The following is a 25,072-nucleotide window of genomic DNA, read 5'->3' as shown; positions in this document are numbered from 1 at the left end:
CCATTTTTTGTCGGGAAAGACTATGTCTGATATCAAAAAAGTGGTGCTCGCCTATTCAGGCGGTTTGGATACTTCGGTCATTTTGAAGTGGCTGCAAGACAATTATCAATGCGAAGTGGTGACCTTCACCGCCGATCTGGGCCAGGGTGAAGAGCTGGAGCCGGCGCGCGCCAAGGCCTTGAAATTCGGCATCAAGCCGGAAAATATTTTCATTGAAGATGTGCGGGAAGAGTTTGTGCGCGACTTCGTCTTCCCGATGTTCCGCTGCAACACTATTTATGAAGGCGAATACTTGCTGGGCACCTCGATTGCACGACCGCTGATCGCCAAGCGCTTGATTGATGTGGCGCGCAAAACCGGGGCCGATGCGATTTCCCACGGCGCCACCGGCAAGGGCAATGACCAGGTGCGCTTTGAGCTGGGCGCTTACGCCCTGATGCCGGAAGTCAAAATCATCGCCCCGTGGCGCGAATGGGATCTGCTGTCCCGCGAAAAGCTGATGGCGTATGCGGAAAACGCCGGCATCGACATCGATATGAAGCACAAAAACGGCGGCGCGCCGTATTCAATGGACGCCAATCTCCTGCATATCAGTTTTGAGGGCCGCCATCTGGAAGACCCGCAAGCGGAAGCGGAAGAAAGCATGTGGCGCTGGACTGTCAGCCCGGAAGCCGCGCCGGATGCGCCGCAATACATCGAACTCGAATTCGCCCATGGCGACCCGGTTGCGCTGGATGGCCAGCGCCTGTCGCCGGCGGCCCTGTTGGCCAAGCTCAATGAAATCGGCGGCAAACACGGCATCGGCCGCCTCGATCTGGTGGAAAACCGCTACGTCGGCATGAAAAACCGTGGCTGCTACGAAACCCCGGGCGGCACGATTCTGCTGCGCGCGCACCGCGCCATCGAATCGATCACGCTGGACCGCGAAGTGGCGCATCTGAAAGACGATCTGATGCCGCGCTACGCCTCGCTGATTTACAACGGCTATTGGTGGTCGCCGGAACGGATCGCGCTGCAAACCCTGATCGACCACACCCAGGCCAATGTGAACGGGCGGGTGCGCCTCAAGCTGTACAAGGGCAATGTGCAAGTGGTCTCGCGCGATTCCCAAACCGATTCCCTGTTTGATATGAAAATCGCCACCTTCGACGAAGACGGCGGCGCCTACGACCAGGCGGACGCGGGCGGCTTTATCAAGCTCAACGCGCTGCGCATGCGGATTGCCGCACGCGCGCGTCAACGCCGCAATTAATGCGAAACACCGGAAAAACGCGCCGCAAGGCGCGTTTTTTCTTGGCGCAGGCGCAGCTGTGCTTGCATCATCGGCCGTATTGCAACACTTGACAAAATTGCATGAAAAATTGCAAAATACAGGACTCCTTCATCCTGAAAGTGATCAATACAGAAACATTCACCCACTTCCCACCCCTTCCTCCCTGACATGACACCCACTTCCTCTCCTTTTCTGCTGCGCAGTCTGAATACGCTTGGCCGCTGGCTGGCGCCGCACGCTTGCATGCCCGATGTGCGGCGCTTGCAGGCGCGCGCGCAGGCGGCCACCGGCCTATCCGATTTTGCGCCGGACGCCGACTTTGAGCAGGGGTTGCAGATGTTGCAGCACTCGATCAGACATGATGCGCGCCTGACCCTGTTTGGCCGGCTGGTGTGGCGGGATTTATTGCAGCGGGTCTTGGAAAACCGTCTGCTGTGGGTGGCCTGGCGCAAAGCCAGGCCTGAGATTTTCCAGGCCCCGCCGCCGGCCCCTTTGATCGTACTGGGACATCCGCGCAGCGGCACCACCCTGCTGCACCGCTTGCTGGCGCTGGATCCGCGCGCGCGCGCGCTGCCGATGTGGGAATTGCAGCGCCCTTTCCCGCCGCTGCGCGGCGCCGACGGACGCCAGCGCGCAGGCCGGCGCGCCATCCAGCTGTTGCGCTGGGCGGCGCCGGATCTGGATCACAAACATCTGACCTCCGGCGATGACGCCGAAGAATGCATGCTGTTGCTGGACGCCTGTCTGGTCAGTCTGTCATTTTGGGTATTCGGCCCGATGCACAGTTATATGCAATGGTGGCTGGAGGCGGATAAGCAGCAGGCCTATCGCGGCTATGCCGAACATTTGCGCTTTTTACAGGCGCAAACGCCGGATCTGCGCTTAACCCTGAAAGCGCCGGCGCACACCGGCTGCCTGCCGGCCTTGATGCAGGCGCTGCCGCAAGCCATGATTGTGCAAACCATGCGCGATCCGGTCACCACCCTGACCAGTTTGAACAGCCTGCTTTCCACCTTGCATGGCGTGGTCAGCGATGCGCTGGATTTGCCGCGCATGGCGCAAACCAATTTGCAAGCCTTGCTGCAAATGCAGCAGGTCAGCCAGGCTTATCAAACTGCGCACCCGGGCAGCATTTACCAGCTCGATTATGCGCAACTCACCCGGGAACCGCTGGAAGCGGTGCGCGCCATTCACCGTCACTTCGATTTACCTTTTGAACCCGACTTTGCCGCGCGCCTGCACCAGGCATTAGCGCAAGATCAACACGCCAGGCAAAGCCGCCACCACTACAGCCCCGCCGATTTCGGCCAGGATGCCGGCCAGCTGCAACAGGCTTTCGCCAGCGGCCTTTACGCGCCCGCCGCCGCACGCATTTCAGTATCCGCAGCACATTCAGCATCACCCTCCACGGCACACGCCAATCATCAAAACACAATAATTGAAAAGGATGCACCTTCATGAGCATGAAAATCGAGGCGGTCGCCGCCGCCTTTCCCTCCCGCACCGTTTGCAATCACGAAATCCTTTCCTTAATCCGGCAGCACAGCAGTGAAACATTTCACGGCGACCTGGACCAATGTCTGCGCAGAATAGGGCGCTATCTGCGCTTATCCGGCGCCAATCACCGCCTCTGGCTGGCGCCCGGCGAAACCCCTTTGCAACTGGCCAAAGATGCCATCGCCAAGGCTTTGCAAAGCGCCAACTGCAGCGAAAAAGAAGTTGATCTGATGATCTGGGTTGGCATCGGCAAAGGCTGTATGGAGCCTGGCCAATCATATTTAATGGCGCAAGCCTTAGGCTGGAACCATGTCGAATGCTTCGACATTCTGGACGCCTGTATGAGCTGGATGCGCGCGCTGCAAATGGCTGAAGCGCTGCTCACCACGGGCCGCTACCGCCGCATTCTGGTGGTCAACAGCGAATGCAACACCGTCGAAGGCGGCCCGCTGTATCCGGGCAATTACCGTTTGTTTGATGAGTCGCAAGTGGAATGGATGTTCCCCAGCTACACCATTGGCACAGGCGCTTCCGCCACGCTGTTGACCGCCGACGCCAATCTGCCGCCCTGGCGCTGGGCCTTCCAATCGCGCCCGGATCTGGCCGATTTATGCAGCGTGGCCACTGAATCCTGGGAGCACTATTGCGCGCCTTCGGATAAAATCGCCAAAAACGGCCCCTGGCGTTTCGTTTCCTTTGGCAGCGCCTTGCACGATGCAGCGGAACAGCCGCTGCAAGAAGTGTTCGCCAAAGCCGTGCCGCGCAAAGAAGAAATCAAAGGCGTGTTCACCCATTCTTCTTCCTGGGCGGAGTGGCGCGAATTCGCCCAGCTGGCCGGGATGGAAGACCGTTTGCATTGCGTTTATCCCGAGTATGGCAATCTGGTGTCGGCCTCGGTGCCGGCCGCCTTGTATCTGGCGCAGGAAAAACAAGCCATCAAGCGCGGCGACCGGCTGGCCTTTTGGGTGGGCAGCGCCGGCATGTCGTTTGCCGCCTGCTCGTTTGAATACTGATCTTGGCTGTCACAGTCCGGCGCCGCTGGCCTGAGGGCAGCCGGCAAGGACTACTGTGACACACACCTCCCCTGCTTTGCGCGCCTGCCTGAATGGCAAGCGCGCCCTGCTGACCGGCGCCAGTCGCGGCCTGGGCAGCCTCCTGGCGCAAGAGCTGGCCGCCTGCGGCGTTGAATTACTGCTCAGCGCGCGCAATCATGAACAATTGCAGCAGCTGCGGCAAAGCTTGCAAGCCGGCGGCGCCCGCGCGCCGATTCATCTGCATCCTTGCGATTTGGGCAACAGCACCGAAGTGCTGGCGCTGGCGCAGGAAGCCAAAAATCTGTTCGGCGCACCCGACATCCTGATCAATAACGCCGGACTGATGCACACGCGCAGCAGCAGCGCGGCGATTTGCCAGATGCTGGCGGTGAATTTGCAAGCGCCGATGCTGCTCACCGACGCCCTTTTGCCCGCCATGCAGGCGCGCAACAGCGGACACATTCTGAATCTGGCTTCAGTGGCCGGCTTTTTGCCGGTGGAATTCGGCGATATGTATGCCGCCGGCAAACATGGGCTGGTAGGCTTTACGCGCTCACTGCGCGCCACCATGCAACGTCAGGGCAGCGCGCTTGCGGTGTCGCTGATCTGCCCCGGCTTTGTCAGCGGGGCCGGGATGTACGCCGATCAAGCCGAAGCGCATGGCATTCACGCGCCGCCCCTGGTGGGCGCGATTCCGGCGCCAGAGGTGGTGGCGTATATAGTGCGCACCTTGGCGCGCGCGCAATCGCATGAAAAAATCCTGGCCCCTTTTTCAACCCGCTTGAGCTGCATGTGCTACAACCTGGCGCCGCGCTTAACCGCCTGGAGTATGAATCTGGCGCGCGCCCATACTGTATTTGAGCGCGTCGCCAAACGCAGCGACTGAGGATGTTTTAATCTTCCAAAATCCGCACGCGCGGGGCCACTGCGCACATCAATTCATAGCCGATTGTGCCGGCGGCTTGCGCCACCTCGTCGATCGGCAAATCCTTGCCCCATAAAATCACCTGGCTGCCCACACGGGCGCCGGGCACAGGGGTCAAATCGACTGCCAGCATATCCATCGAGACGCGTCCCAGCAAACGGGTGCGCACGCCAGCCACCAGCACCGGCGCACCGTCCTGGGCGTGACGCGGATAGCCGTCGGCATAACCGCAAGCCACCACCCCGACCCGCATCGGCACCGGGGCGATAAAGCGGCAGCCATAGCCGACCGCCTCGCCCGCCGTCAATTCCTGCACCCCGATAATTTCTGAAGACAAGGTCATCGCCGCCTGCAAGCCGAATTCCTGCGCACTCTTGCCGCCCGGTGTGGCGCCGTACAACATAATCCCTGGCCGCACCCAATCGCAACCCAGCAAAGGATGCAAGAGCACGGCGGCGGAATTGGATAAGCTGCGCTCACCGCTCAAACCGGCGGCCCCCTGCTGAAAGCGGCGCACCTGCTCGGCCACCGGCAACACATGCGCCGATTGCGCCTCGCCATTGGCGAAATGGGTCATCAGGCTGATCTTGGCCACATTCGGGCAGGCCGCCAGACGCGCATGCGCAGTTGCATAGTCCGCCGGCATCACACCCAGGCGGTTCATGCCGGTATTCATTTTCAGATGCACATTCATGGGGGTGGCCAATTGCGCCGCTTCCAGCATCGCGATTTGCTCAAAACAATGAACCGCGACTTCAATCCGCGCCGCAGACAGCGGCGGCAAATCGCTCGGATCAAAAAAACCTTCCAGCAATAAGACCGGCTTTTGCCAGCCGAGCGCGCGCAATTTCAAGGCCGCATCCGGCTCAATCAGGGCCAAACCATCGGCCTCGGCGAAACCGCGCAAGGCGCGCTCAATGCCGTGGCCATACGCATTGGCTTTCACCACCGCCCAGACTTTGACGCCGGGCGCATGGCGGCGAACCACACCCAAATTGTGATGCAGGGCGGAAAGATGAATGGTGGCGCAAAGTGGACGGGGCATGCCTGGCTCCTGAATGACGGGATGCTGTGTATTTTACAAAATCAGCCTGCGAAACACGCAGCGCATTTGGGCGGAAATGCAGAAAAACATTGCATTACTGAAAGCTTATTTATTTCATCAAAGAAATTGATAAATCCCTGGAAAGCACATCACGCCAAAGTATGCGGCAAGGCTTTTTCCCGGTTTTGCGCTGATTTGCGCGTTTTTCATGGTATAAAGCAAGCCATTTGCATTCACAGGCATCTAGCCCACCCAGGATGAAACGCGGTTTTTATACCATTATGTCGGCGCAGTTTTTTTCTTCGCTGGCCGACAATGCGCTGCTGATCGCGGCCATGGCCATGCTGGCCGCTATCCATGCGCCGGAATGGATGTCGCCTCTGCTCAAACTTTTCTTTGTGCTCTCGTATGTGCTGTTAGCCGCCTTTGTCGGCAGCTTTGCCGATTCGATGCCCAAAGGGCGCGTGATGTTCATTTCAAATCTGATCAAGGTATGCGGCTGCAGCCTGATGTTTTTTGATGTGCACCCGCTGGCGGCGTATGCGGTGGTGGGCTTTGGCGCGGCGGCCTACTCGCCGGCCAAATACGGCATTTTGACGGAATTGCTGCCGCCGGAAAAATTGGTCGCGGCGAATGGCTGGATTGAGGGCTTGACCGTGCTCTCCATCATTCTGGGCACGGTGCTGGGCGGGGTGTTGGTAAATCCGAAAATCTCCGCCCAACTGCTGTTGTTTGATATGCCCGGCATCAACAGCGGGATTGACACCCCGGCGGAAGCGGCGCTGAGCGTCATCACGGCAGTGTATATGATTGCCGCCATGTTCAATCTGCGGATTCCTGACACCGGCGTGCGCTATCGCCGCCATCATCGCAACCCTCTGCAATTAATCAGCCATTTCTCCACCTGCGTCGGCCTGCTGTGGCGCGACCGCTTGGGCCAGATTTCGCTGGCAGTCACCACCCTGTTCTGGGGCGCTGGCGCCACCTTGCAATTCATCGTCATCAAATGGGCCGACAAGGCTTTGAATATGCCGCTGCACCATGCCTCGTATCTGCAAGGCGTGGTGGCGATCGGGGTCGCGCTGGGCGCAGTGGCCGCCGCTTCCATGATCACGCTCAGAAAATCGCTGCGCGTACTGTGGATGGGGGTGGCGATGGGTTTTGTGGTGATGGCCATGACCGGCATTGACACGATCTGGAGCGCGGCCCCGCTATTGATTCTGGTGGGTTTGCTGTCGGGCTTTTTTGTGGTGCCGATGAATGCCCTGCTGCAGCATCGCGGCCATATTCTGATGAATGCGGGCGATTCGATTTCGGTGCAGAACTTCAATGAAAATCTGTCAATTCTGACCATGCTGGCGGTGTACGCTCTGATGACCAAGATGGACATGAGCATTTACACCATCATCATTTTCTTCGGCATGTTTGTTTCTGTCACGATGATGCTGGTGATGGTGCGCCACCGCATGAACCAGCGCGAGTACGATTCCGAAGCTTTGATTGGCGAACACAAGCATTAATGTCTGCACGCCCGGCGACATGCCGGGCGGCCTCCCGCTCAGGCCAAAACCTGCTACCCTGATGCCTTTCGCATTTATGTGAGGCAACTATGAGTGATGACGGGCGTTTTCCGCAATTGAGCCAGGAATTAATCGAATTCATCCAACGGCAGCATCTGTTTTTTGTATCCACCGCCACCGCCGAAGGCCGCATCAATCTGTCGCCCAAAGGGATGGACAGCCTGCGCGTGCTGTCCCCGACCGAAGTATTGTGGGTGAATGGCACGGGAACCGGGAATGAGACCGCGACCCATTTGCAAACCCATCCGCGCATGACCATGATGTTTTGCTCATTTGACAAAGCGCCGCTGATTTTGCGTCTGTATGGTCAGGCCCGCATGTATCACTGCGATGCGCCGGAATGGCCGGCGCTGCTGGCCCATTTTGAACAGGGTGTGGCCGGCGCGCGTCAGGTGTTTGTGCTGGAAATCGATCTGGTGCAAACCTCTTGCGGCTTTGGCGTGCCGCGCATGGAATTTGTGAAAGAACGCGGCACACTCGAAAAATGGGCGAATAAAAAAGGCGAGGCGGTGATCAGGGAATTCTGGCGCAATGCGAATATGGTCAGTCTGGATGGCCTGCCCACCGGCATGGAGCGCCATTTGCCGCCTGCCGGCGCAGCCGACGACAGCGCGCAAGCCGCGCCCGCCAGTCCTTGCGCATCGTGAGCCGACTCCCAGACCAGGGCGACAAGCCGCCGCCCTGGATTTGCAGACAAAATTATCAACGAGATAATCATTTCATGAAAATATGAGCAAACAGACATCTGTCGCATATTTTTTTCCGGATTGTCTGCAATAAACCGCACCAGTGCGCTGTGGCAATGCCACAATACAATATCCCTGTCAGTGGATGGCTGAACCGATACGCACATGCGAACCCAGGCTGAGATTTTGCATTTAGCGCCCGACATCGTTTTACTCGATGAAGGCATAAGCCGGCTGGAGCAAACCCTGCTGCGCGAAGCCGGCTGCGCGCGTTTGCCGGCCATGCTGCAATTGGCCTGGGGCTTGCGGCAGCGCGATACGCGGCGCGCGCTGGACTTGGCCGATGAAGCTGAAATGCTGTTGCCGCACAGCCCCTGGCAAGCCAGCCTGCACACCCACGGCAAAATGCGGCTGTTGCTGCTGCGCGCAGAAGCTTTTTGGCTGTACGCAAATATGGATGCAGCCCAGGCTTTGCTCGAACAATGCCAGCAATTGCTGACGCAACACCACGAAGCCGCAATTTACTGCGACGCCCTGATTCTGCAAAGCCGCATGTCAGCTGACCGTGGCGACACCGCGCAAGAAGACGCCATGCTCAAAGCCGCCGCCGCCTGTGCGCCGGACCCCTGGCGCGCCTTGGTGGTGCAGGGTTTGGCTTCCTATGCCGCGTTGTTGCACGATGCGCGCAGCGCCTTGGCGCACTGGGGGCCGCAGATCAGCGAACCGGGGCCGGAGGCCCATCCCCTGGAAGTCTTGACGCATTGCGATTTTCTCGCCGCATCAGCCTGGATGCATGGCGATTTTGGCCGCTCGGCGATGTTGCATATGCGCGCGCATCAAGCCGCATTGCAATGCGGCATGCTGCGCCGCGCTCTGTTCATCGCCGGCAATATCGGCGATTCATTTTGCTGTTTGAACGACCATCACGCCGCGCTGCAGTGGATGCAGCACGGGCTGGAAATGGCGCGCCGCAGCAACTGGCCGCTGTGCATCGGCGTCTGCCTGACCCAAACCGCGCAAGTCATGCGTCATCTGGGACGGCGCGACAGCGCCGCGCGCATGCTGGATGAAGCCATGCATGTGCTGCAGCCCTTCACCGGCTCGCGCAATCAAAGCATCACGCTGGAATATCTGGCCGATCTGGCGCTGGAAAATGGCGAATATCAAGTCGCGCTGGAGCATTTCCATCAACTCTATGAGCAGGCGGCGGCGCTGGAGCAGGCGGATTTTTTCGCCAGCGCGTGGCGCGGTCAGGCGCATGCGCTGTGCGAACTGGGCGATGGGCCTGGCGCACTGGCGGCGGCGCAAACCGCATTGGAATTGGCGCGCCGGCAACATGACGGCGCACGCCAAATCGAAGTCTTGCAAGTCTTGGCGCATATTCACCACCAGCATCCGGACTTGCCGCACCCGGCGCAGTGGGAGCACGCCAGCCCGCCCGCGCAAACACCGGCGCAAGACCCCGAGCTGTATCTACTGGAACAGGCGATCGCCATCGGCAAAGCGATCCAAGGCTACACCATCGCCGGCGATTTGCTGGATCAGGCCGCCAACGCCTATGCCCGTCTGGGCGATTACGCCCAGGCCTATCAATTGGCGCGGGAAGCGAATCTGGCGCGCGAAAAAACCCACAGCCAGCAAGCCACCAATCGCGCCATTGCGCTGCAAATCCGCCAGCACACCGAACAAACCCAGGCGGAGGGCGAATATCACCGCCAGCTGGCGCAAGCCGAAGCGCAACGCGCCCTGAGTTTGCAGCAAATGACCGCGACGCTGGCGCATTTATCGCAAATCGGCCAGGAAATCACCGCCCACCGCGAACGCCACTCGGTATTTACCGCGCTCAACCGCCATGTGCATCAAATGCTCGATGTCAGTTCTTTTGCCATCTATTTATTGCATGAAGATGGTTTATGGCTGGAGCGCGCCTTTGGCATAGAAGCCGGTTGCGCGCTGCCGGCTGGCCGCATCGCCTGCAATAATCCGCATGCGCTGTCTGCGCGCGCCTTGCGTGAGCAAAGCGAGATTTTGGATGATCGCAACCCGGAAGATGAAGACAGCGTGATCCCCGGCACGCGCGCCAGTCTGTGCGCGCTGTTCGCGCCGCTGTGCGCAGCCGGCCAGGCGCTGGGCGTGATGACGGTGCAGTCACTGCAACGGCATGCCTATGGCGAAAGGGAACGCCTGATTTTCCGCTCGCTGTGCGCATATGGCGCGATTGCGCTGGCGAATGCGAACGCCTACGACCAATTGCAACACACCCACACCCGCTTAGCGGCGCAGGAAAAACTCGGCTCGCTGGGCGGGCTGGTGGCCGGCGTGGCGCATGAATTAAACACGCCGCTGGGCAATGCGCTGATCATGAGCAGCGCGCTGTTGCAACGCAATGGGCAAATCCAGGATTTGCTCGACCGCCAGCAACTGCGCCTGTCCGAACTGCAATTATGGGTGGAGGAAGCAGACGAAGGGGCCGCCGTGATTTTGCGCGGCTTGCGCCAGGCCGCGCAATTGGTCGGCAGCTTTAAACAAGTGGCGCTGGACCGCACCACCGAACAATTGCGCGATTTTGAATTGCAGCAAACCCTGCATGAGATTCTGGCCACAGTGATGAACCGTTTGCGTCCGGACGGGCATGAACTGCTGCTGGAAATCGATGCCGGCATCATGCTGCACAGCTATCCCGGCCCGCTGGGCCAAGTGATCACGCACTTGATCGACAACGCCCTGCGTCATGGTTTTGACGGCAGACGCAATGGCCGCATGCGTTTATGCGCGCAGCAGAGCGGGCGACGCGTGCGCCTGAGCTTTGAGGATAATGGCGCCGGGATTGCGCCGCCGCATCTGAAACAGGTGTTCGATCCGTTTTTCACCACCCGCATGGGGCAAGGGTGCACGGGTTTGGGCTTATCAATTTGCCACAATATCGTGCACCAGCTCTTGGGCGGCGCAATCGGCATTGTCAGCCAGCAAGGCAAAGGGGTGATTGTGACGCTGGATTTACCACTTTGCGCACCAGGCGCACAACAGGGAGCCGCCGGGCATGGACAGGATTGAATTTTTCGCCAGCCAGAGCGAGTTGCAAGCGCTGGAAGATGCGCTGACAAGCGCGCCAGCCGATCCGGCTGCGCAATGCGCCCTGGCCTGGGCGCTGCGCCAGCGCGACCCGCTGCGCGCGCAAGCGCTGTGCCGGCAAACCCTGGCCCTGGCTGGTGAAGACGCCGAAGGCCAGCTGCTGCGCCTGCGCTGCCAGCTGGTGCTGGCAGAACACGACTGGTTGCATGGACGCTTAAACGAGGCGGTGGAACATGCGCAATATGTGATCAAGCAAAGCGCTCCCAGCGAAAGCATTCAATTTGCCGCCCTGCAAGCCGACGCCTGGTGGCTGCTGGGCTGGGTGGCGAATGAATCCGGCGACACCGAGAAACGCAGCGAGGCCTGGCAAGCGATGCATGTCGCGGCCTTGAATGCACAAGACAGCCTGCGCGCCGAATTCGCCAAGGCATCGCTGGCCTCCATGCTCGCCTTCCATGATCCGGTGCAAGCGCAATCCCAGGCCGAACGCTATCAAAGCAAGGCCGGCAATCAAACGATGCACAGCGCGCTGCGCGCCGTGGTGCATGACTTTCTCGGCCTGACCTTGCGCATCAGCGACGATTTGAAACAATGTGTGGGATATTGGCTCAATGCCTATGAAAGCGCAAACGAAAGCGGACAAGTGCGGCGCAGCGCGGTGCTGGCCTGCAATATCGGCAATATCTTTGTCACCCTGAATGACGCCGTGTCCGCCATGGAATGGATGGAGCGCGGCTTGGGCGCAGCGCGCACGCATGCCTGGCCCGGACTGCTGGGCAACTGCCTGATGCACACCGCCTCCTGTCTGCGCTTGATGGGACGGCTCGACGCTGCGCATGACTTGATGCAGGAAAGCCTGCAATGCATGACGCCTTACGCCGGTTCGCGCAATCACGCCGTCAGCTATGTGATCGCCGGCGATATCGACTTGGCGCGCCAGGACGGCGCCAGCGCACTGCACAATTTCAGTATGTTCAAAGCGCGCGCCGATACCCTCAAGCACAGCGACTTGCAAGGCAATGCGCGGCGCGGCATCGCCAAAAGCCTGCTCATGCTGCAACGCCCGCAAGAAGCCTGGGAGATGGCGCAAGAAGCCTTGACGATCATGCGCGCAGTGCAAGATGTTTCAGGCCAGATTGATGTGCTGCACATCATGGCCGAGATTCACGCTTATCAGGCCGGCGCGCACTTCAGCCAGGCCCAGCTGGATTGTCTGCTGCAGGCGCAAGCCTTGGGCGCCACCATCACAGGATACTGCCACACCCCGGAATTGCTGGATGCGATTGCCGACGCCTATGCGCGCGACGGCCAGCTGCAGCAAGCGTTTGAGTATGCGCGCAAGAGCGCGCGTGCGCGCGACGCCTTAAGCGATGTGAAAGCGGAAAATCGCGCGCTCTCCCTGCAATTGCAATATCAATCAGAGCGCATGCGCGCCGAAAGCGAACATTTGCGCCAACTGGCGCAAGCCGAAGCGCGCCGCGCCGAAATTTTGCAAGACACCGGCAACACCTTAAGCCACCTGGGCGCGATCGGGCGCGAAATCACCGCGCAACGCAATCTGAGCGATTTATTCGCCCTGCTCAATCAGCATGTCAATAATCTGCTGGACGCCAGCTATTTTGCGATTTTGCTGATGGACGAAGATGGCAGCGGCCTGCATTCGGTGTACCGGGTGCAAAACAAGCAATCCCTGCCGCCCTACCGCCAGGCGCTGCCGGCGGACAATTCATATGTGGCCCAATGCGTGCTGGAAAAACGCGAAGTGATCATGTCGATGCAAGCCGGGCAACACAATCCGGCCCTGCGCGACGACGCCAGCCCGACCTTGAGCGCACTGTTCGGCCCGTTGCAAGTGGGTGAGCGGGTGCTGGGCGCAATGACGATTCAATCCAGCCAGGCCGACGCCTATGGCGAACGGGAACGCCTGATTTTCCGTAATCTGTGCGCCTATGGCGCGATTGCGCTGGACAACGCCAACGCCTACCGCCAATTGCAACAGACCCAGCGCCAGCTGGTGGAACAGGAAAAACTGGCGGCCCTGGGCAGTCTGGTGGCCGGCGTGGCGCATGAATTAAACACCCCGCTGGGCAACAGCATCACCATCGCCAGCAGCATTCAGGAATTATGGCAGGACCTGGAACAGCGCTTACAAGCGCAAACCTTGAGCATGGCGCGGTTGCAAGATTGCATCACCGACGGCAAACAAGCCAGTCATTTACTGCAACGCGCCCTGCACAGCGCAGCGCATTTGGTGAGCACCTTCAAACAGGTCGCGGTGGACCGCACCAGCGCTGAGCGGCGCAGCTTTGATCTGTCCCAGACCACGCAGGAAATCGTGGCCACCATGATGAGCCAGATCCGCGCCAACGGCCACAGCATCACGCTCGAAATTGCGCCGAATATCGAATTGCAAAGCTATCCCGGACATTACGGCCAGGTCATCGCCAGCCTGATCAGCAATGCCCTGGTGCACGCCTTCGCCGGCCAGCCCCAAGGCCAGATCCGGATCTGGGCCAGACTGCACAAACCAGGCCGGGTGCTGATCTGCTGCAGCGACAACGGCTGCGGCATCGCGCCGCAACATCTGGCGCATATTTTTGACCCCTTTTTCACCACCTGTCTGGGGCAAGGCGGGAATGGCCTGGGTTTGAACATCGCCTACAATCTGGTGACTTCGCTCTTGCAAGGCAGCATTGAAGCCAGCAGCACGCCGGGGCAAGGCGCTTGTTTCAGTCTGGATTTGCCGCTGGTGGCGCATTAGAGCACATGTCTGACTTACATTACTTCGCCACCCAAAGCAGCATCGCCGCGCTGCAGGACAAGGCGGCGCAGCAAAGCGCCGGGCCGGATGAATTATTGGCGCTGGCCTGGTATCAACGCCAGTCCGACAGCCGGCCCGCGCACGCGCTGCGCGCCGCCCTGCCCGGCCTGCCCGGATGGCGCGAAGAACAAAGCTGGCGTCTGGATTTATTGCAAGCCGAATTGGACTGGCTGCAACTGCGCCCGGCGCAAGCGCAAGCGGTATGCCAGCGCATACTGGCGCGCTGTCCGCAAGACAGCCAGCACGGCCTGTTGCTGCGCGCCGATTGTCACGCCCTGGCCGCCTGGCTCTGCTTTGAAAACAGCGAACACGAAGCGCGCAACCACCATTTAGCGCAGATGGAACAAGCCGCGCAAGCCGCCGGCGACCACGAACGCATCTTGATTGCGCAGGGCAATATGCTGACCATGCGCATCCTTGAGCAAAGCGAAGGCGTGGCGCAAGAGATCGACAAATGGCGCGCAGCAGACCTGAGCGCGCTGCCGCCCGCCCCCGGCGCCATCCTCAGCAATGCGCTCGGACTGTATTTCCATAATGGCCCGCAAATGAATCTGGCGGTGCGCTATTACCGCCTGTCGTGGCAACATGCGCAAAACAGCGGGCAACTGCGCCGCGCCTGCATCGCCGCCGGCAATATCAGCCGGGTGTTGGCGCATCAACAAGACCTCGATGGCGCGCTCGAATGGGCCGAACGCGAACTTTGCATCGCCCGCAGCAGCGCCTGGCCCAGCCTGCTCGGACACGCCCTGGCGCAATACGCCGAATGCATGCAATTGCTGGGACGCCTGAGCGATGCGCGCGCCGCCAGCCGCGAAGCGCTGCAGATCCTGGCCCCGCTGGCCGGGTCGCGCCTTTATGCCCAAGCCCTGCTGCAAGAAGGGCTGGTGTGTCAGGCCAGCGGCCAGGCGCATGAGGCCTTGCAAGCCTTCGTCGCGCTGGAAGAATTGGGGCTGCGCCTGGAACAAGCCGATTTCCAGGCCGAAGCCTGGCTGGGACAAACCCGCGCCCTGCTGGAACTGGGGCAAGCCGCGCACGCCATGCAAAGCGGACGCCGGCAATTACAGCAAATACGCCAGCTTGGCTTACAAGCGCAAGAAATGCAGATGCTGCAAATTCTGGCGCAAATCAGCACAGCGCTGCAGCAACAGGCCGAAACCATGATGTGGCTGCAACAGGCGGCCGCGCTGGCGCAGCGCATGGACCGCATGCACCTGCCCCTGGGTTTGCTGGAAATGCTGTCGCAAGCGCATCAAAATCAAGGCGAGCTGGAACAGGCGCTTGAATACACCCTGCAAGCCGGCCAAGCCCAGGTGCGCCAATATCAGGCCGACTTGAGCCGGCGCGCCACCCTGCTGGCCAGCCACTATGAAGAAGAGCGCGCCGCCACCCGCGCCAGCCAATTGCGCGAGCTGGCCGCCAGCGAAGCGGCGCGCGCCGCCGCCTTGCAAGCGCATATCGACGTACTGAGCCAGCTGGGCGCCTGCGGGCGCGATCTGACCGCCCGCCGCAGCCTGCCCGAACTGGCCAAAGCCCTGCGCCAGCATGCCCCGGCGCTGCTGCAAGCCGAGGCGGTCGAACTGCTGCTGCCAGGCGCGGACGCATGGCGCACAGCCATGCCCGGCGCCGCCACGCCCGACGGACTGGCGCAGCTGGCCGCATCCTGCGCCAGCCAGCGCCACAGCCTGCAATGCTGCCCCTGGCCCGGCGCGCGCCGCAGCTTGTGTTTTGAGCCATTGTTTAAAGGCGGACAATTGTGCGGCATGCTGCTGACAAGCAGCGCACCGCAACAGGAAAGCGCGCATACGCCAGCCTTGCGCGCCAATCTGGCGGCGTATGCCGCCATCGCGCTCGACAATGCGCAAGCCTGGGCCCAGGTCGAAAGCAGCCGGCGGCAATTGGTGGCGCAGGAAAAACTGGCGTCCCTTGGCAGTCTGGTGGCCGGCGTCGCACATGAATTGAACACCCCCCTGGGAAACGCCCTGATGATGGCCTCCAGCCAACAAGACGCCCTGTTCGCGCTGCAGCAGCAAAGCCAATTGCGCCACAGCGATTTACTTTGCTATCTGGAAGACGGGCATGAAAGCAGCGCGGTTTTACAGCGCAGTCTGCAAGCCGCCTGGCGCCTGGTGTCCAGCTTCAAACAAGTGGCGCAAGACCGCACCAGCGAACAGGCGCGCCATTTCAGCCTGGCGCAAACCACGGCGGATATTTTGCGCACCCTGCAAAACCGTATGCGTGACGGCAACCACCATGTGCAGCTGGACATCCCCCCCGATATCACGCTCTACAGCCAGCCCGGGGCCTGGGGCCAGGTCTTAAGCGCCCTGCTGGAAAACGCCCTGGAACACGGCTTTGCCGGGCGCAGCGGCGGCTTGATCAAAATCAGCGCGCGCCGCCTGCCCGGCGCGCACGTCGAAATCAAGGTGTGCGACAATGGCGCAGGGATCGCGGCTGCGCATTTAAAACACATCTTCGACCCTTTTTTCACCACCCGCTTAGGGCAAGGCGGGAATGGACTTGGACTCAATATTTGCTATAACATCGTCAGATCGCTGCTGCAGGGTTCGATCCGCGCCGAAAGCGGGGCCGGCGACGGCGCCTGTTTTATACTGGATTTGCCCCTGCACTGCGCCTGATATGGACATCCGCTGATGATCGCGTTTTTTGAAACAAACGCCAAACTGACCGCCTTGCAGTCGCGCGCGCAACTGGACGTGGCTGACGCCGCCGATCTGGTGGCGCTGGCATGGTATATGCGCCAGAGCGCGCAAGCCCAGGCGCAAGTGCTGGCGCAGCGCGCCCTGCTGCGACTCGACCGCAGCCCGGCACATCAGCTCTTGCGCCTCCGCCTCGACCTGCTGCGCGCCGAACGCCATTGGCTGTGCAGCGAACACCAGGCAGCCTTAGCGCTGGCGCAAGCCTGCCTGGAGCAAGCCGGCGCCTTGAGCAGCCAAGCCGCCTTGCAGCACAGCGCGCATGCCTTATGCTGCGATGCGCATGAATTACTGAGCTGGCTGGTGTTTGAACTGGGCGATGTGAAAGCGCGCCATCACCATTTACAACAAGCCCTGCGCTGCGCCCAGCAGGCCGAAGATGCGCTGCGCAACGAATACCTGCAAGCCTCGATTCTGGCCGCGCTCGGTTTATACGAACCGGCCGCCGCCGAAGCGCAATTGCAAGCCTGGCTGCCGCACCTGGCCGGCTTGCATCCGGTCAGCCGCGCCGCCTTTCACAATGCGCTCGGCTTGCAAATGCATATGAGTGAAAACATGGCCGAGGCAATCGGCCATTACATGCAAGCCTGCCAGGATGCGCAGCAATGCGGCCAGAGCCGCCGCGCCATCGTCTGCGCCGGCAATGTCAGCCGCGTCCTGCTCAACCTCAATGATGTGCACGCCGCCCTCGAATGGATAGAAAAAGCCATCGACATCGCGCGCCAAACCCAATGGCGCAGCCTGTACCACGACAGCATGACGCAATATGCTTCCTGTCTGCGGCAACTGGGCCGCTTTAGCGAAGGGCTGGAACTGGTGCAGGAAACCATGCAAGCGCTGCAATCCAATCCGCACTCGCACCGCTACAGCCAATGCCTGCAAATGATGGGCGAATTGCAAAGCGATCTGGGACAGCACGCCGACGCCTTGCAGAGTTTCAGCAAACTGCAGGAACAGGCGGCGCGGCGCGGTTATCACAACTTCCAGGCGGCGGCCTTGAGCGGCCAGGCCAAATCGCTTCTCGGACTGGCCCGGTTTGACGCCGCGCGCCAGTGCGCAGAAGAAGGCTTGCGCTTCGCCCAGGAGATGCGCGACCCGCTCGGCCAAGTCGAATTGCTGGAAGTGCTGGCGCATATCCACGCCGCCAATCAGGATGCCGGGCGACAGCGCGCCTGCCTGCTGCAAGCGCTGGAAATCGCCGACAGCATTCACGGCATGCAAACCTCCAGCAGCCTGCTTGACAGCCTGGCCGATCTGCACGCCGCACAAGGCGATTTTCTGCAAGCCAACACCTACAGCCAACACGCAGGCCGGGTGCGCGAAGATAAATTGCGGCAAGACACCCTGCAACGTCTGCAAAGCCTGCAAACCCGCCATCATGCCGAGCGCATGCAAATCGAAGCCGAACAATTGCAGCAACAGGCGCAGGCCGAAGCCTTGCGCGTGCAAGCCCTGGCTGAAACCGGGGACACGCTCTCGCACTTGAGCGCGGTCGGACGTGAAATCACCGCCTGCCGCGACCTCGCCGGCCTGTTTGCCAGTATGGAAAATCATGTGCGCAATCTGCTGCAGGCGGATTACTGCGCATTGCTGGTGATGGACGCCGAAGGCAGCGCGCTGCACTCAGTCTTCCGGATCCAGGGCCAGACCCATTTGCCGCCCTACCGGGTCAGCATGGACAACCCGTCCGCGTTTGCCGTGCAATGCGTGCGCGAACAACGCGAACTGGTTTTATTCCTGCCGCCGGATGACCGCCACATCAACCGCTTAGCCGATGTCGATATCACGCAAAGCGCCTTATTTGCGCCGCTGATCGCCGGTGGCCGCGTGCTGGGCGTAATGACCATCCAATCCTTTGCCGCGCACGCCTACAACGAGCGCGAATTACTGGTGTTTCGCAATCTGTGCGCATATGGCGCGATTGCGCTCGACAATGCGCAAGCCTGGCAACAGGTGCAGGAAAACCAGCGTCAGCTGGTGGCGCAGGAAAAGCTGGCCGCCTTGGGCGGCTTAGTCGATGGCGTGGCGCAAGCCCTGCTCGATCCGCTCACCCACTGCCAGCAGGAAATCCGCGCCCTGCATCAGGCGCGCACCGAACTGAGCCAGGCCTTCGCCGCCCGCACCCTGCAAGCCGCAGACCTGGGGCAATTCATCCAACAGGGCTTGCAACAAACCCGCCAGGCCGGCGAAGACCTGACGCGCGCCGCGCAACTGGTGACGCAATTCAAACAACTGGCGGTGCAACGCGCGCAATTGCAAGCACAGGAATTTGATCTGGCCCAGGTCAGCCAGGCCGCCGCCGCGATCGTGCTGGCCGACTTTGAACAACATGCGCACCGGCTCGAACTGGCGATTGCGCCCGGCATTGTGCTGCACAGCTTTGCCGGCCCGTATGCGCAAGTGCTGCGGATTTTGCTGGAAAACGCGCTGCAGCACGCGTTTGCCGCCAGACGCGGCGGCCTGCTGCGCATTTCCGCCCAATTGCGCGGCGCCAGAGTGGAAATCCGCTGCGAAGATGATGGCGGCGGCATGCCGCCGCAAACCATGGCGCAGATCTTCAACCACAGCGGCCCCGAACACAGCCGGCGGCCCGGCCTGGGCCTGCATATCGCCTACAACATCGTAACCGCCCTGCTGGAAGGCAAAATCAATTGCTGCGTCGGCACGCTGGGCGGCTGCTGCTTCATGCTTGACCTGCCCTTGCGCGCGGGAGACGGCGCATGATCGCCCTCTTTCATCCGCTGCAAGAACTGGGGCCGCTGGGCGAAGACCTGGCCGCGCTGTGTTGCCGCGCCTGGTATTTACGCCAGGCCGATGTGGCGCAGGCGCACAGCCTGATGCAACGCGCACGCGCCTTGCTCAAACACACCCCGCCGCAGACCGGCGGCCACGCCAACTTATGGGACTTGCGCCTGGATTTGATCGAAGCCGAATGGCGCTGGCTGGCGGCGGAACACAGCGCCGCGCAAGCGCAGCTGCACGCCATCGAACAGGCCTGCGCCAAGCCGGACTCGCGCGCCGCCCTGCTCTTGCTGTGCGACGCCGCCTGTCTCGCTTTCTGGGTCGAATTTGAAAGCCCGCAACCGGCGCAGGCCATCCCGCATGCGCAACGCATGCTGCAACTGGCGCAACAGGCCGATGACGCCCAGCGCAGCGCCTACGCGCAAGCCTTGTTGCAAGGGCCGCTGATTTTGCGCACCAGCCCGGAAAACCTGCCCGCCCTGCCCTGGGAAGACGTGAAGCTGGAAGCACTCGACCCGGTATTGTTAGCCGAAGTCGGCAATCTGATGGGCATGCGCTGGCACCAGACCGCGCAAATCTCGCGCGCCGCCGAATGCTACACCCTGGCTTGGCAGGCCGCGCTGAGCAGCGGACAATTGCGCCGCGCCAGCATCGCCGCCAGCAATGTCAGCCGCTGCCTGGTGAATTTGAATGATCACGCCGGCGCCTTGCTGTGGACCGAACGCGCGCTGCACGGCTTGCAAGAACTCGGCTGGCCCGCCGTGCTGGGCAACGCCCTGGTGCAATACGCCGAATGTCTCTTATTGCTGGGACAGATCGACAACGCCCGCAGCGTGATCGGGCAAGCGCTGCAAAGCCTGCAAACGCTGGAGCAATCGCGCCATATCTGCATGTGTCTGCACAAAGCCGGCGATGTCGCCCTGGCCGAGCGCGACGGCGCCGCCGCCTTGCGCCATTTCGAGCAATTATTGGGCGTGGCGCACAGCCTGGACTATGACAGCTATCTGTGCATCGCCACCCTGGGACGGGTGCGCGCCTTGCTGCTGCTGGAACAGCACGAACAAGTGCAAGCCCTGGCGCAAGACTGGCTGCCGCGCGCCGCCGCGCGCGCCAACTGGCTGTTGCAAGCTGACTTGCTGCAAGCGCTGGCGCAATCGCTGTGCGCATGCGGCAAACGGCAGGCGGAATTGGAAGCGCTGCAAGAAGCGCTGGCGGTGCGGCGCAAAATCGACGGCATGCAAATCCCGCCGCCGCTGCTGGAAGCCCTGGCCGACGCCTGCGCCGCACTGGGCCGCGAACGCGAAGCCTGGCTCGCGCGCAAAGAAGCGAATGCGATGCGCGACCGCCTGCACGCCACCGAAGCCGGCAAACGGGTGCAGGCGTTGCAAATCCGCCGCCAATTGCAGCAAATGGAACAGCAGGCGCAGCACTTGCAAAAGCTGGCGCACAGCGAAGCCGAGCGCGCCGCCGCCCTGCAAGACAGCAATCAAACCCTGGCCCTGCTGGGAGAAATCGGGCGCCAGATCACCGCCCAGCGCGAATTGCCCGAATTGCTCAGCACCCTGCAAACCCGCTTGCAGGAATTATTGCGCGCCGACTATTGCACCCTGCTGCTGGCGGACGACGACAACTGCATCCTGCATTCCGTGTTCCGGATCGAAGATCAGCAAATCCTGCCGCCCTACCAGATCCCGTATGACCACGAGAAATCCTTCAGCACCCTGTGCCGGCGCGAACGGCGCCTGGTGTTTTTCAATCAGTCCCCGCAAGGCGACCTGCCGCGCCTGCAAGACAGCAAACCGACCAACAGCGCCATGTTCGGCCCGCTGATTGTGCAACAACGCGTGGTCGGCGTCCTCTCCATCCAGTCGCCAAAGGAAAACGCCTACAGCGAACGGGAAATTCTGATTTTTGAAAACCTCTGCGCATACGCCGCGATCGCGCTCGACAATGCGCAAGCCTGGCAAGCGCTGCGCGAAAGCCGCGCGCAACTGGTGCAGCACGCCAAACTGGCTTCGCTGGGCAATCTGGTGGCCGGGGTGGCGCATGAAGTCAACACCCCGCTGGGCAACAGCCTGATGATGGTCAGCAGCATGCATGATCTGCTGCGCCAATTGGAACAGGACTTCAGCGCCCAGCGCCTGCGCGGCAGCGCCCTGCAAGCCTGGTTTGAACATGCGCAAGAAGCCTGCGACCTGCTCTTGCATGGCTTGCACAGCACCGCCCAGCTGCTGCACAAATTGCGCGCCAATGAAAGCGCGCCAGCCAAACACGCACTGCGCAATCTGCATCTGGCCGAAGCCCTGCACGATTTGCTGCAAACGCAGCAGGCGCGCTTTGCCGCCGCCGGGCACCGGTTGCAGGTCAATCTCGACCCCGGCCTGCAAGCGCACAGCGAAGCGCAAGCACTGCAACAAGTTTTATCCGCCCTGCTCGACAACGCCCTGGCGCACGCCTTTAGCGGCCCCGGCGGCGAAGTGCACATCAGCGCCGAGCGCAAACGCAACGGCGCGCTGCAACTGCGCGTGGCGGATAATGGCTGCGGCATCGCGCCCGAACATCTGGGACATGTGTTCGACCCGTATTTCACCACCCGCCTGGGTCAGGGCGGCAACGGACTGGGACTGCACCACTGTTATCAGCTGGTGCGCAATCATCTGGCCGGACGCATCGAAGTCATCAGCAGCAAGGGCGGCGGGGCCTGCTTCTTGCTCGAACTGCCGGCCCCGGCGCATGATGCCGCAACATGATCGCCTGGTTTGCCAGCCTGTCACAACAACAAGCGCTGCAAGCGCGCCTGGAGCAGGCTGCGCCCGACAGCGCGGCAGCGATTGCACTGGCGATTGAACTGGCCTGGTATCTGCGCCAAAGCGATCCGGCGCGCGCGCACCAGCTCAGCCAGCACAGCGCCGCCGCCCCCGCCGCGCTGCGCCTGCGCGCACGCCTGATCCAAGCCGAACAAGACTGGCTGATGTTGCGCCTGGAAGCCGGCTGGAAACTGGCCGCCAGCGTACTGCAGGAAAGCGCCGGCCTGGCGCATGAAGCAACCCATGAAATACGCCTGCTGCAAGCGGACGCACATGCCCTGCTATACGCCCTCAGCAGCGAGCGCGGCGCGCAACAGGATTTTATGCACCACGCGCAAACCGCGCAAAGCCTGGCGCAACAAGCCGGCGATGCATTGCGCAGCGCCTGCGCGCAATGCGCCATCCTGACCGACCAGATCCTGCGCGGCCTGCCGCAGGCCGCCGCCATTTGCGAAGACTGGTTGCAACGCGACTGGCGGCAACAAGCGCCAGCCCTGCTGGCCGTGCTGGGCAATGCGCTCGGCCTGTATCTGCATCCCGGCGCGCATATGGAGCGCGCCCTGAGCTGCTACATCCTGGCCGCACAAGCCTCACAGCAAAGCGGACAAATGCGGCGCGCCATCATCGCCGCCAGCAATGTCAGCCGGGTGCTGGCGAATTTGAATGAACTCGACGGCGCGCTGGAATGGACTGAACGCTCGCTGCAACTGGTGCGCCCCTACGCCTGGCCCGGCTTGCACGCCAGCTGCCTGGTGCAATATTCCGAATGCCTGATGCTGCTTGGGCGCAGCGATGAAGCGCAGCAAATCGGCCTGCAAGCGCTGCAAATGCAACAACCGCAAGCCAATTCACGCAATTACTGCCATACCCTCATGCAAATGGGACATGTCGAATTGCGCCGCAAAGATTTTCAAGCGGCTTACGACTGGCATCAGCAATTGGCGGAATTGGCGCAGAAACTGCAACACCCCGATTTCCTGGCCTCCGCCCGCATCGGCCTGCTGCGCGCGCTCTGCGGCATGGGACAGGCCGAAAATGCGCTGCAACAGGGCCTGGACTGGCTGCCCGGCATGGACCCGGTGGAATTGGGCATGGCGCGTTTAGACATCCTGCAAGCCCTGGCCGCCGCCTGCGCCACACTTGGTCAGCACGCCGCCCGCCTGCACTGGCTGCAACAAGCGCTGGCCCTGGCGCACACCATTCCCGGCATGCAAATCAGCGCTGCCTTATTGGATGAATTGGCGCAAGCCAGCAAAGCGCTCGGACTGCCGGGACAGGCGCTCGAATTTGCCCGGCAAGCCAACCGGCAACGCAGCCACAGCCACAATCAAAGCGCCAGCCAGCGCGCGCAAGCGATGCAAATCCGCCATCAATCCGAACGCGTGCAACAAGAAGCCGAGCATTTGCAAGCGCTCGCGGCAGCCGAAGCGCGGCGCGTGGCGGCGCTCGAAGATATGCGCAACAGCCTGACCCTGCTGGGAGAAATCGGCTGCGAAATGCACAGCCGGCGCAAGCTCGATGACTTATTTCTGGATTTGCAACAGCAATTACACAATCTGCTGGACGCCAAATACTGCACACTGCTTCTGCCCAGCGCAGAAGGCGATGCGCTGGAAACCGTATTCCGCCTGCAAGACGGGGCCGCGCTGCCGCCCTACCGCGTAGCGCTTGACGCGCATGATTCGCATGCCGTGATCAGCTGGCGTGAGCGGCGCAGCCTGCTGATCGACGCTGCACCGGGGCAAGACAATCCGATGCAACGCAGCGACGCACCGATCTGCTTGAGCGCCCTGTTCGGCCCGCTCTTGCTGGGCGAGCGGGTATTGGGCGTGCTGACAATTCAAGCGCCGCCCCGGCATGCCTATGGCGAACGCGAACTGCTGATTTTCAACAATCTGTGCGCGTATGGCGCCGTGGCGCTGGAAAATGTGCAAGCCTGGCAAACCCTGGAACACACCTGGCAGGAATTGGTGGAGCAAGACAAACTGGCCGCCCTGGGCCGCCTGGTGTCCGGCGTGGCGCAGGAATTAAGCGCCCCGCTCGCCGCCAGCCTGTCCCTGGCGACAGAAAGAGAACAGGCTTTGCAGCACTTGCAAGCCAGTCTGCAAAGCGGCGCCTTGAACGCCGCCGGACTGAGCGCGCATTGTCAGCAACAGCAAGCCACGGGACAGGATTTACTGCAGCATTTGCAACACGCGGCGAACCTGATCAGCAGCTTTAAGCAAATCGCAGTCGATCGCGCCAACGCCAGCGCGCGGGATTTTGATCTGGCCATCACCAGCCAGGAAGTGGCCGACACCCTGATCAACCAGGTGCGCCAAGGCGGCCATCAACTCACCCTGGCGATAGCCCCCGGCATCGTCATGCACAGCTACCCCGGCCCCTACGGGCAGGCTTTGTACGCCCTGCTCAGCAATGCGCTGACACATGCTTTTAAGGCGCCGGGCGGGCAGATTACTTTGCGCGCGGCCATCAACAATGCGCAGCAGGTGCATATCAGCCTGGAAGACAATGGCTGCGGCATTGCGGCGGAGCGGCTGGAGCATATTTTTGAAGCCTTCACCCGCCCGCCAACCCAGGCCCAGAGCGGAAATGGGCTGGGCCTGTCGATTTGCCACAATATCGTCACCCAATTACTCGGCGGCCAGATCGAAGCGCACAGCCAAGCCGGCGCCGGAACGGTATTTCATCTGTATTTACCGCTGGACGTGGCGTAAATCCGGCGCTGCGCAATCGCCCAAACCTGCCGCAACACAGGCTGTCAGCTGCGCAAAAAAAGCAGCGGCAAACACGACATTATTTCCCTCAAAACAACAAAAAGTATTATTCATTTTCCTCTTGGAATAATAATTTCCAATGCAATCAATATTTTCACA

Annotated in this window: 13 protein-coding genes; 12 read left to right on the top strand and 1 reads right to left on the bottom strand. The window is 61.2% G+C overall.

Features of this window, described 5'->3' with window-relative positions; translation table 11 throughout:
- Positions 1–22: 22 nt before the first annotated feature.
- From V8J88_RS05105 to V8J88_RS05090, 4 genes are all read left to right on the top strand, one after another.
- A complete protein-coding gene (locus tag V8J88_RS05105) occupies positions 23–1,252 on the top strand; it encodes an argininosuccinate synthase (protein WP_338848212.1) in 1,230 nt (409 codons plus the stop codon).
- Positions 1,253–1,441: 189 nt separating this feature from the next.
- On the top strand, positions 1,442–2,734 hold the full coding sequence (locus V8J88_RS05100) for a sulfotransferase (protein ID WP_338848211.1): 1,293 nt from the start codon (positions 1,442–1,444) through the stop codon (positions 2,732–2,734).
- Positions 2,731–3,783: a 3-oxoacyl-[acyl-carrier-protein] synthase III C-terminal domain-containing protein gene (locus V8J88_RS05095; RefSeq protein ID WP_338848210.1), complete on the top strand. Its 1,053-nt coding sequence runs from the start codon at positions 2,731–2,733 to the stop codon at positions 3,781–3,783. The genes V8J88_RS05100 and V8J88_RS05095 overlap by 4 nt, the downstream gene beginning before the upstream one ends.
- A 55-nt stretch (positions 3,784–3,838) precedes the next feature.
- The gene (locus tag V8J88_RS05090; protein ID WP_338848208.1) at positions 3,839–4,690 is read left to right on the top strand and encodes an SDR family oxidoreductase; all 852 of its coding nucleotides are present in this window, start codon (positions 3,839–3,841) and stop codon (positions 4,688–4,690) included.
- Between the two features lie 7 nt (positions 4,691–4,697).
- On the opposite strand, the gene alr is transcribed toward V8J88_RS05090, so the two are convergent.
- Complete coding sequence (gene alr / locus V8J88_RS05085) at positions 4,698–5,774, bottom strand: alanine racemase (protein ID WP_338848205.1); 1,077 nt, start codon at positions 5,772–5,774, stop codon at positions 4,698–4,700.
- Between the two features lie 257 nt (positions 5,775–6,031).
- Between alr and lplT the strand changes: the two genes are divergently transcribed.
- The 8 genes from lplT to V8J88_RS05045 all read left to right on the top strand — a co-directional run bounded on the left by lplT (position 6,032) and on the right by V8J88_RS05045 (position 24,913).
- On the top strand, positions 6,032–7,294 hold the full coding sequence (gene lplT / locus V8J88_RS05080) for a lysophospholipid transporter LplT (RefSeq protein ID WP_338848204.1): 1,263 nt from the start codon (positions 6,032–6,034) through the stop codon (positions 7,292–7,294).
- 89 nt (positions 7,295–7,383) lie between these two features.
- Positions 7,384–8,001, top strand: coding sequence for a pyridoxamine 5'-phosphate oxidase family protein (locus V8J88_RS05075; protein WP_338848203.1), 618 nt, complete (start codon positions 7,384–7,386; stop codon positions 7,999–8,001).
- A 204-nt stretch (positions 8,002–8,205) separates the two neighbouring features.
- Entirely contained in the window at positions 8,206–11,094 is a 2,889-nt protein-coding gene (locus V8J88_RS05070; RefSeq protein WP_338848202.1) for an ATP-binding protein, read from the top strand.
- Positions 11,081–13,873 (top strand): ATP-binding protein, encoded by a 2,793-nt coding sequence (locus V8J88_RS05065; protein WP_338848201.1) that lies wholly within the window; start codon positions 11,081–11,083, stop codon positions 13,871–13,873. The genes V8J88_RS05070 and V8J88_RS05065 overlap by 14 nt, the downstream gene beginning before the upstream one ends.
- Positions 13,874–13,878: 5 nt before the next feature.
- Positions 13,879–16,569, top strand: a complete 2,691-nt coding sequence (locus V8J88_RS05060; RefSeq protein WP_338848200.1) for an ATP-binding protein — start codon at positions 13,879–13,881, stop codon at positions 16,567–16,569.
- Between the two features lie 15 nt (positions 16,570–16,584).
- Positions 16,585–19,371 carry an ATP-binding protein gene (locus tag V8J88_RS05055; protein ID WP_338848198.1) on the top strand — a complete coding sequence of 929 codons (2,787 nt, stop codon included), beginning with the start codon at positions 16,585–16,587 and terminating at the stop codon, positions 19,369–19,371.
- Positions 19,368–22,139, top strand: a complete 2,772-nt coding sequence (locus V8J88_RS05050; RefSeq protein ID WP_338848196.1) for a GAF domain-containing sensor histidine kinase — start codon at positions 19,368–19,370, stop codon at positions 22,137–22,139. Before V8J88_RS05055 ends, V8J88_RS05050 begins: the two co-directional genes overlap by 4 nt.
- Positions 22,136–24,913 carry an ATP-binding protein gene (locus tag V8J88_RS05045; RefSeq protein WP_338848195.1) on the top strand — a complete coding sequence of 926 codons (2,778 nt, stop codon included), beginning with the start codon at positions 22,136–22,138 and terminating at the stop codon, positions 24,911–24,913. Before V8J88_RS05050 ends, V8J88_RS05045 begins: the two co-directional genes overlap by 4 nt.
- Positions 24,914–25,072 lie beyond the last annotated feature (159 nt).

Origin of the sequence: Massilia sp. W12, assembly GCF_037300705.1 — a bacterium.
GTDB lineage: Bacteria > Pseudomonadota > Gammaproteobacteria > Burkholderiales > Burkholderiaceae_D > JACPVY01.
The sequence above is the reverse complement of the archived record's forward strand: the minus strand, read 5'-3'. Positions and strand labels throughout refer to the sequence as shown.

Coding starts and splice junctions, on each gene's coding strand:
- V8J88_RS05075 (WP_338848203.1), top strand. CDS start 7,384: ATGAGTGATGACGGGCGTTTTCCGCAATTGAGCCAGGAATTAATCGAA.
- alr (WP_338848205.1), bottom strand. CDS start 5,774: ATGCCCCGTCCACTTTGCGCCACCATTCATCTTTCCGCCCTGCATCAC.
- V8J88_RS05060 (WP_338848200.1), top strand. CDS start 13,879: ATGTCTGACTTACATTACTTCGCCACCCAAAGCAGCATCGCCGCGCTG.
- V8J88_RS05105 (WP_338848212.1), top strand. CDS start 23: ATGTCTGATATCAAAAAAGTGGTGCTCGCCTATTCAGGCGGTTTGGAT.
- V8J88_RS05095 (WP_338848210.1), top strand. CDS start 2,731: ATGAGCATGAAAATCGAGGCGGTCGCCGCCGCCTTTCCCTCCCGCACC.
- lplT (WP_338848204.1), top strand. CDS start 6,032: ATGAAACGCGGTTTTTATACCATTATGTCGGCGCAGTTTTTTTCTTCG.
- V8J88_RS05055 (WP_338848198.1), top strand. CDS start 16,585: ATGATCGCGTTTTTTGAAACAAACGCCAAACTGACCGCCTTGCAGTCG.
- V8J88_RS05070 (WP_338848202.1), top strand. CDS start 8,206: ATGCGAACCCAGGCTGAGATTTTGCATTTAGCGCCCGACATCGTTTTA.
- V8J88_RS05065 (WP_338848201.1), top strand. CDS start 11,081: ATGGACAGGATTGAATTTTTCGCCAGCCAGAGCGAGTTGCAAGCGCTG.
- V8J88_RS05050 (WP_338848196.1), top strand. CDS start 19,368: ATGATCGCCCTCTTTCATCCGCTGCAAGAACTGGGGCCGCTGGGCGAA.
- V8J88_RS05045 (WP_338848195.1), top strand. CDS start 22,136: ATGATCGCCTGGTTTGCCAGCCTGTCACAACAACAAGCGCTGCAAGCG.
- V8J88_RS05100 (WP_338848211.1), top strand. CDS start 1,442: ATGACACCCACTTCCTCTCCTTTTCTGCTGCGCAGTCTGAATACGCTT.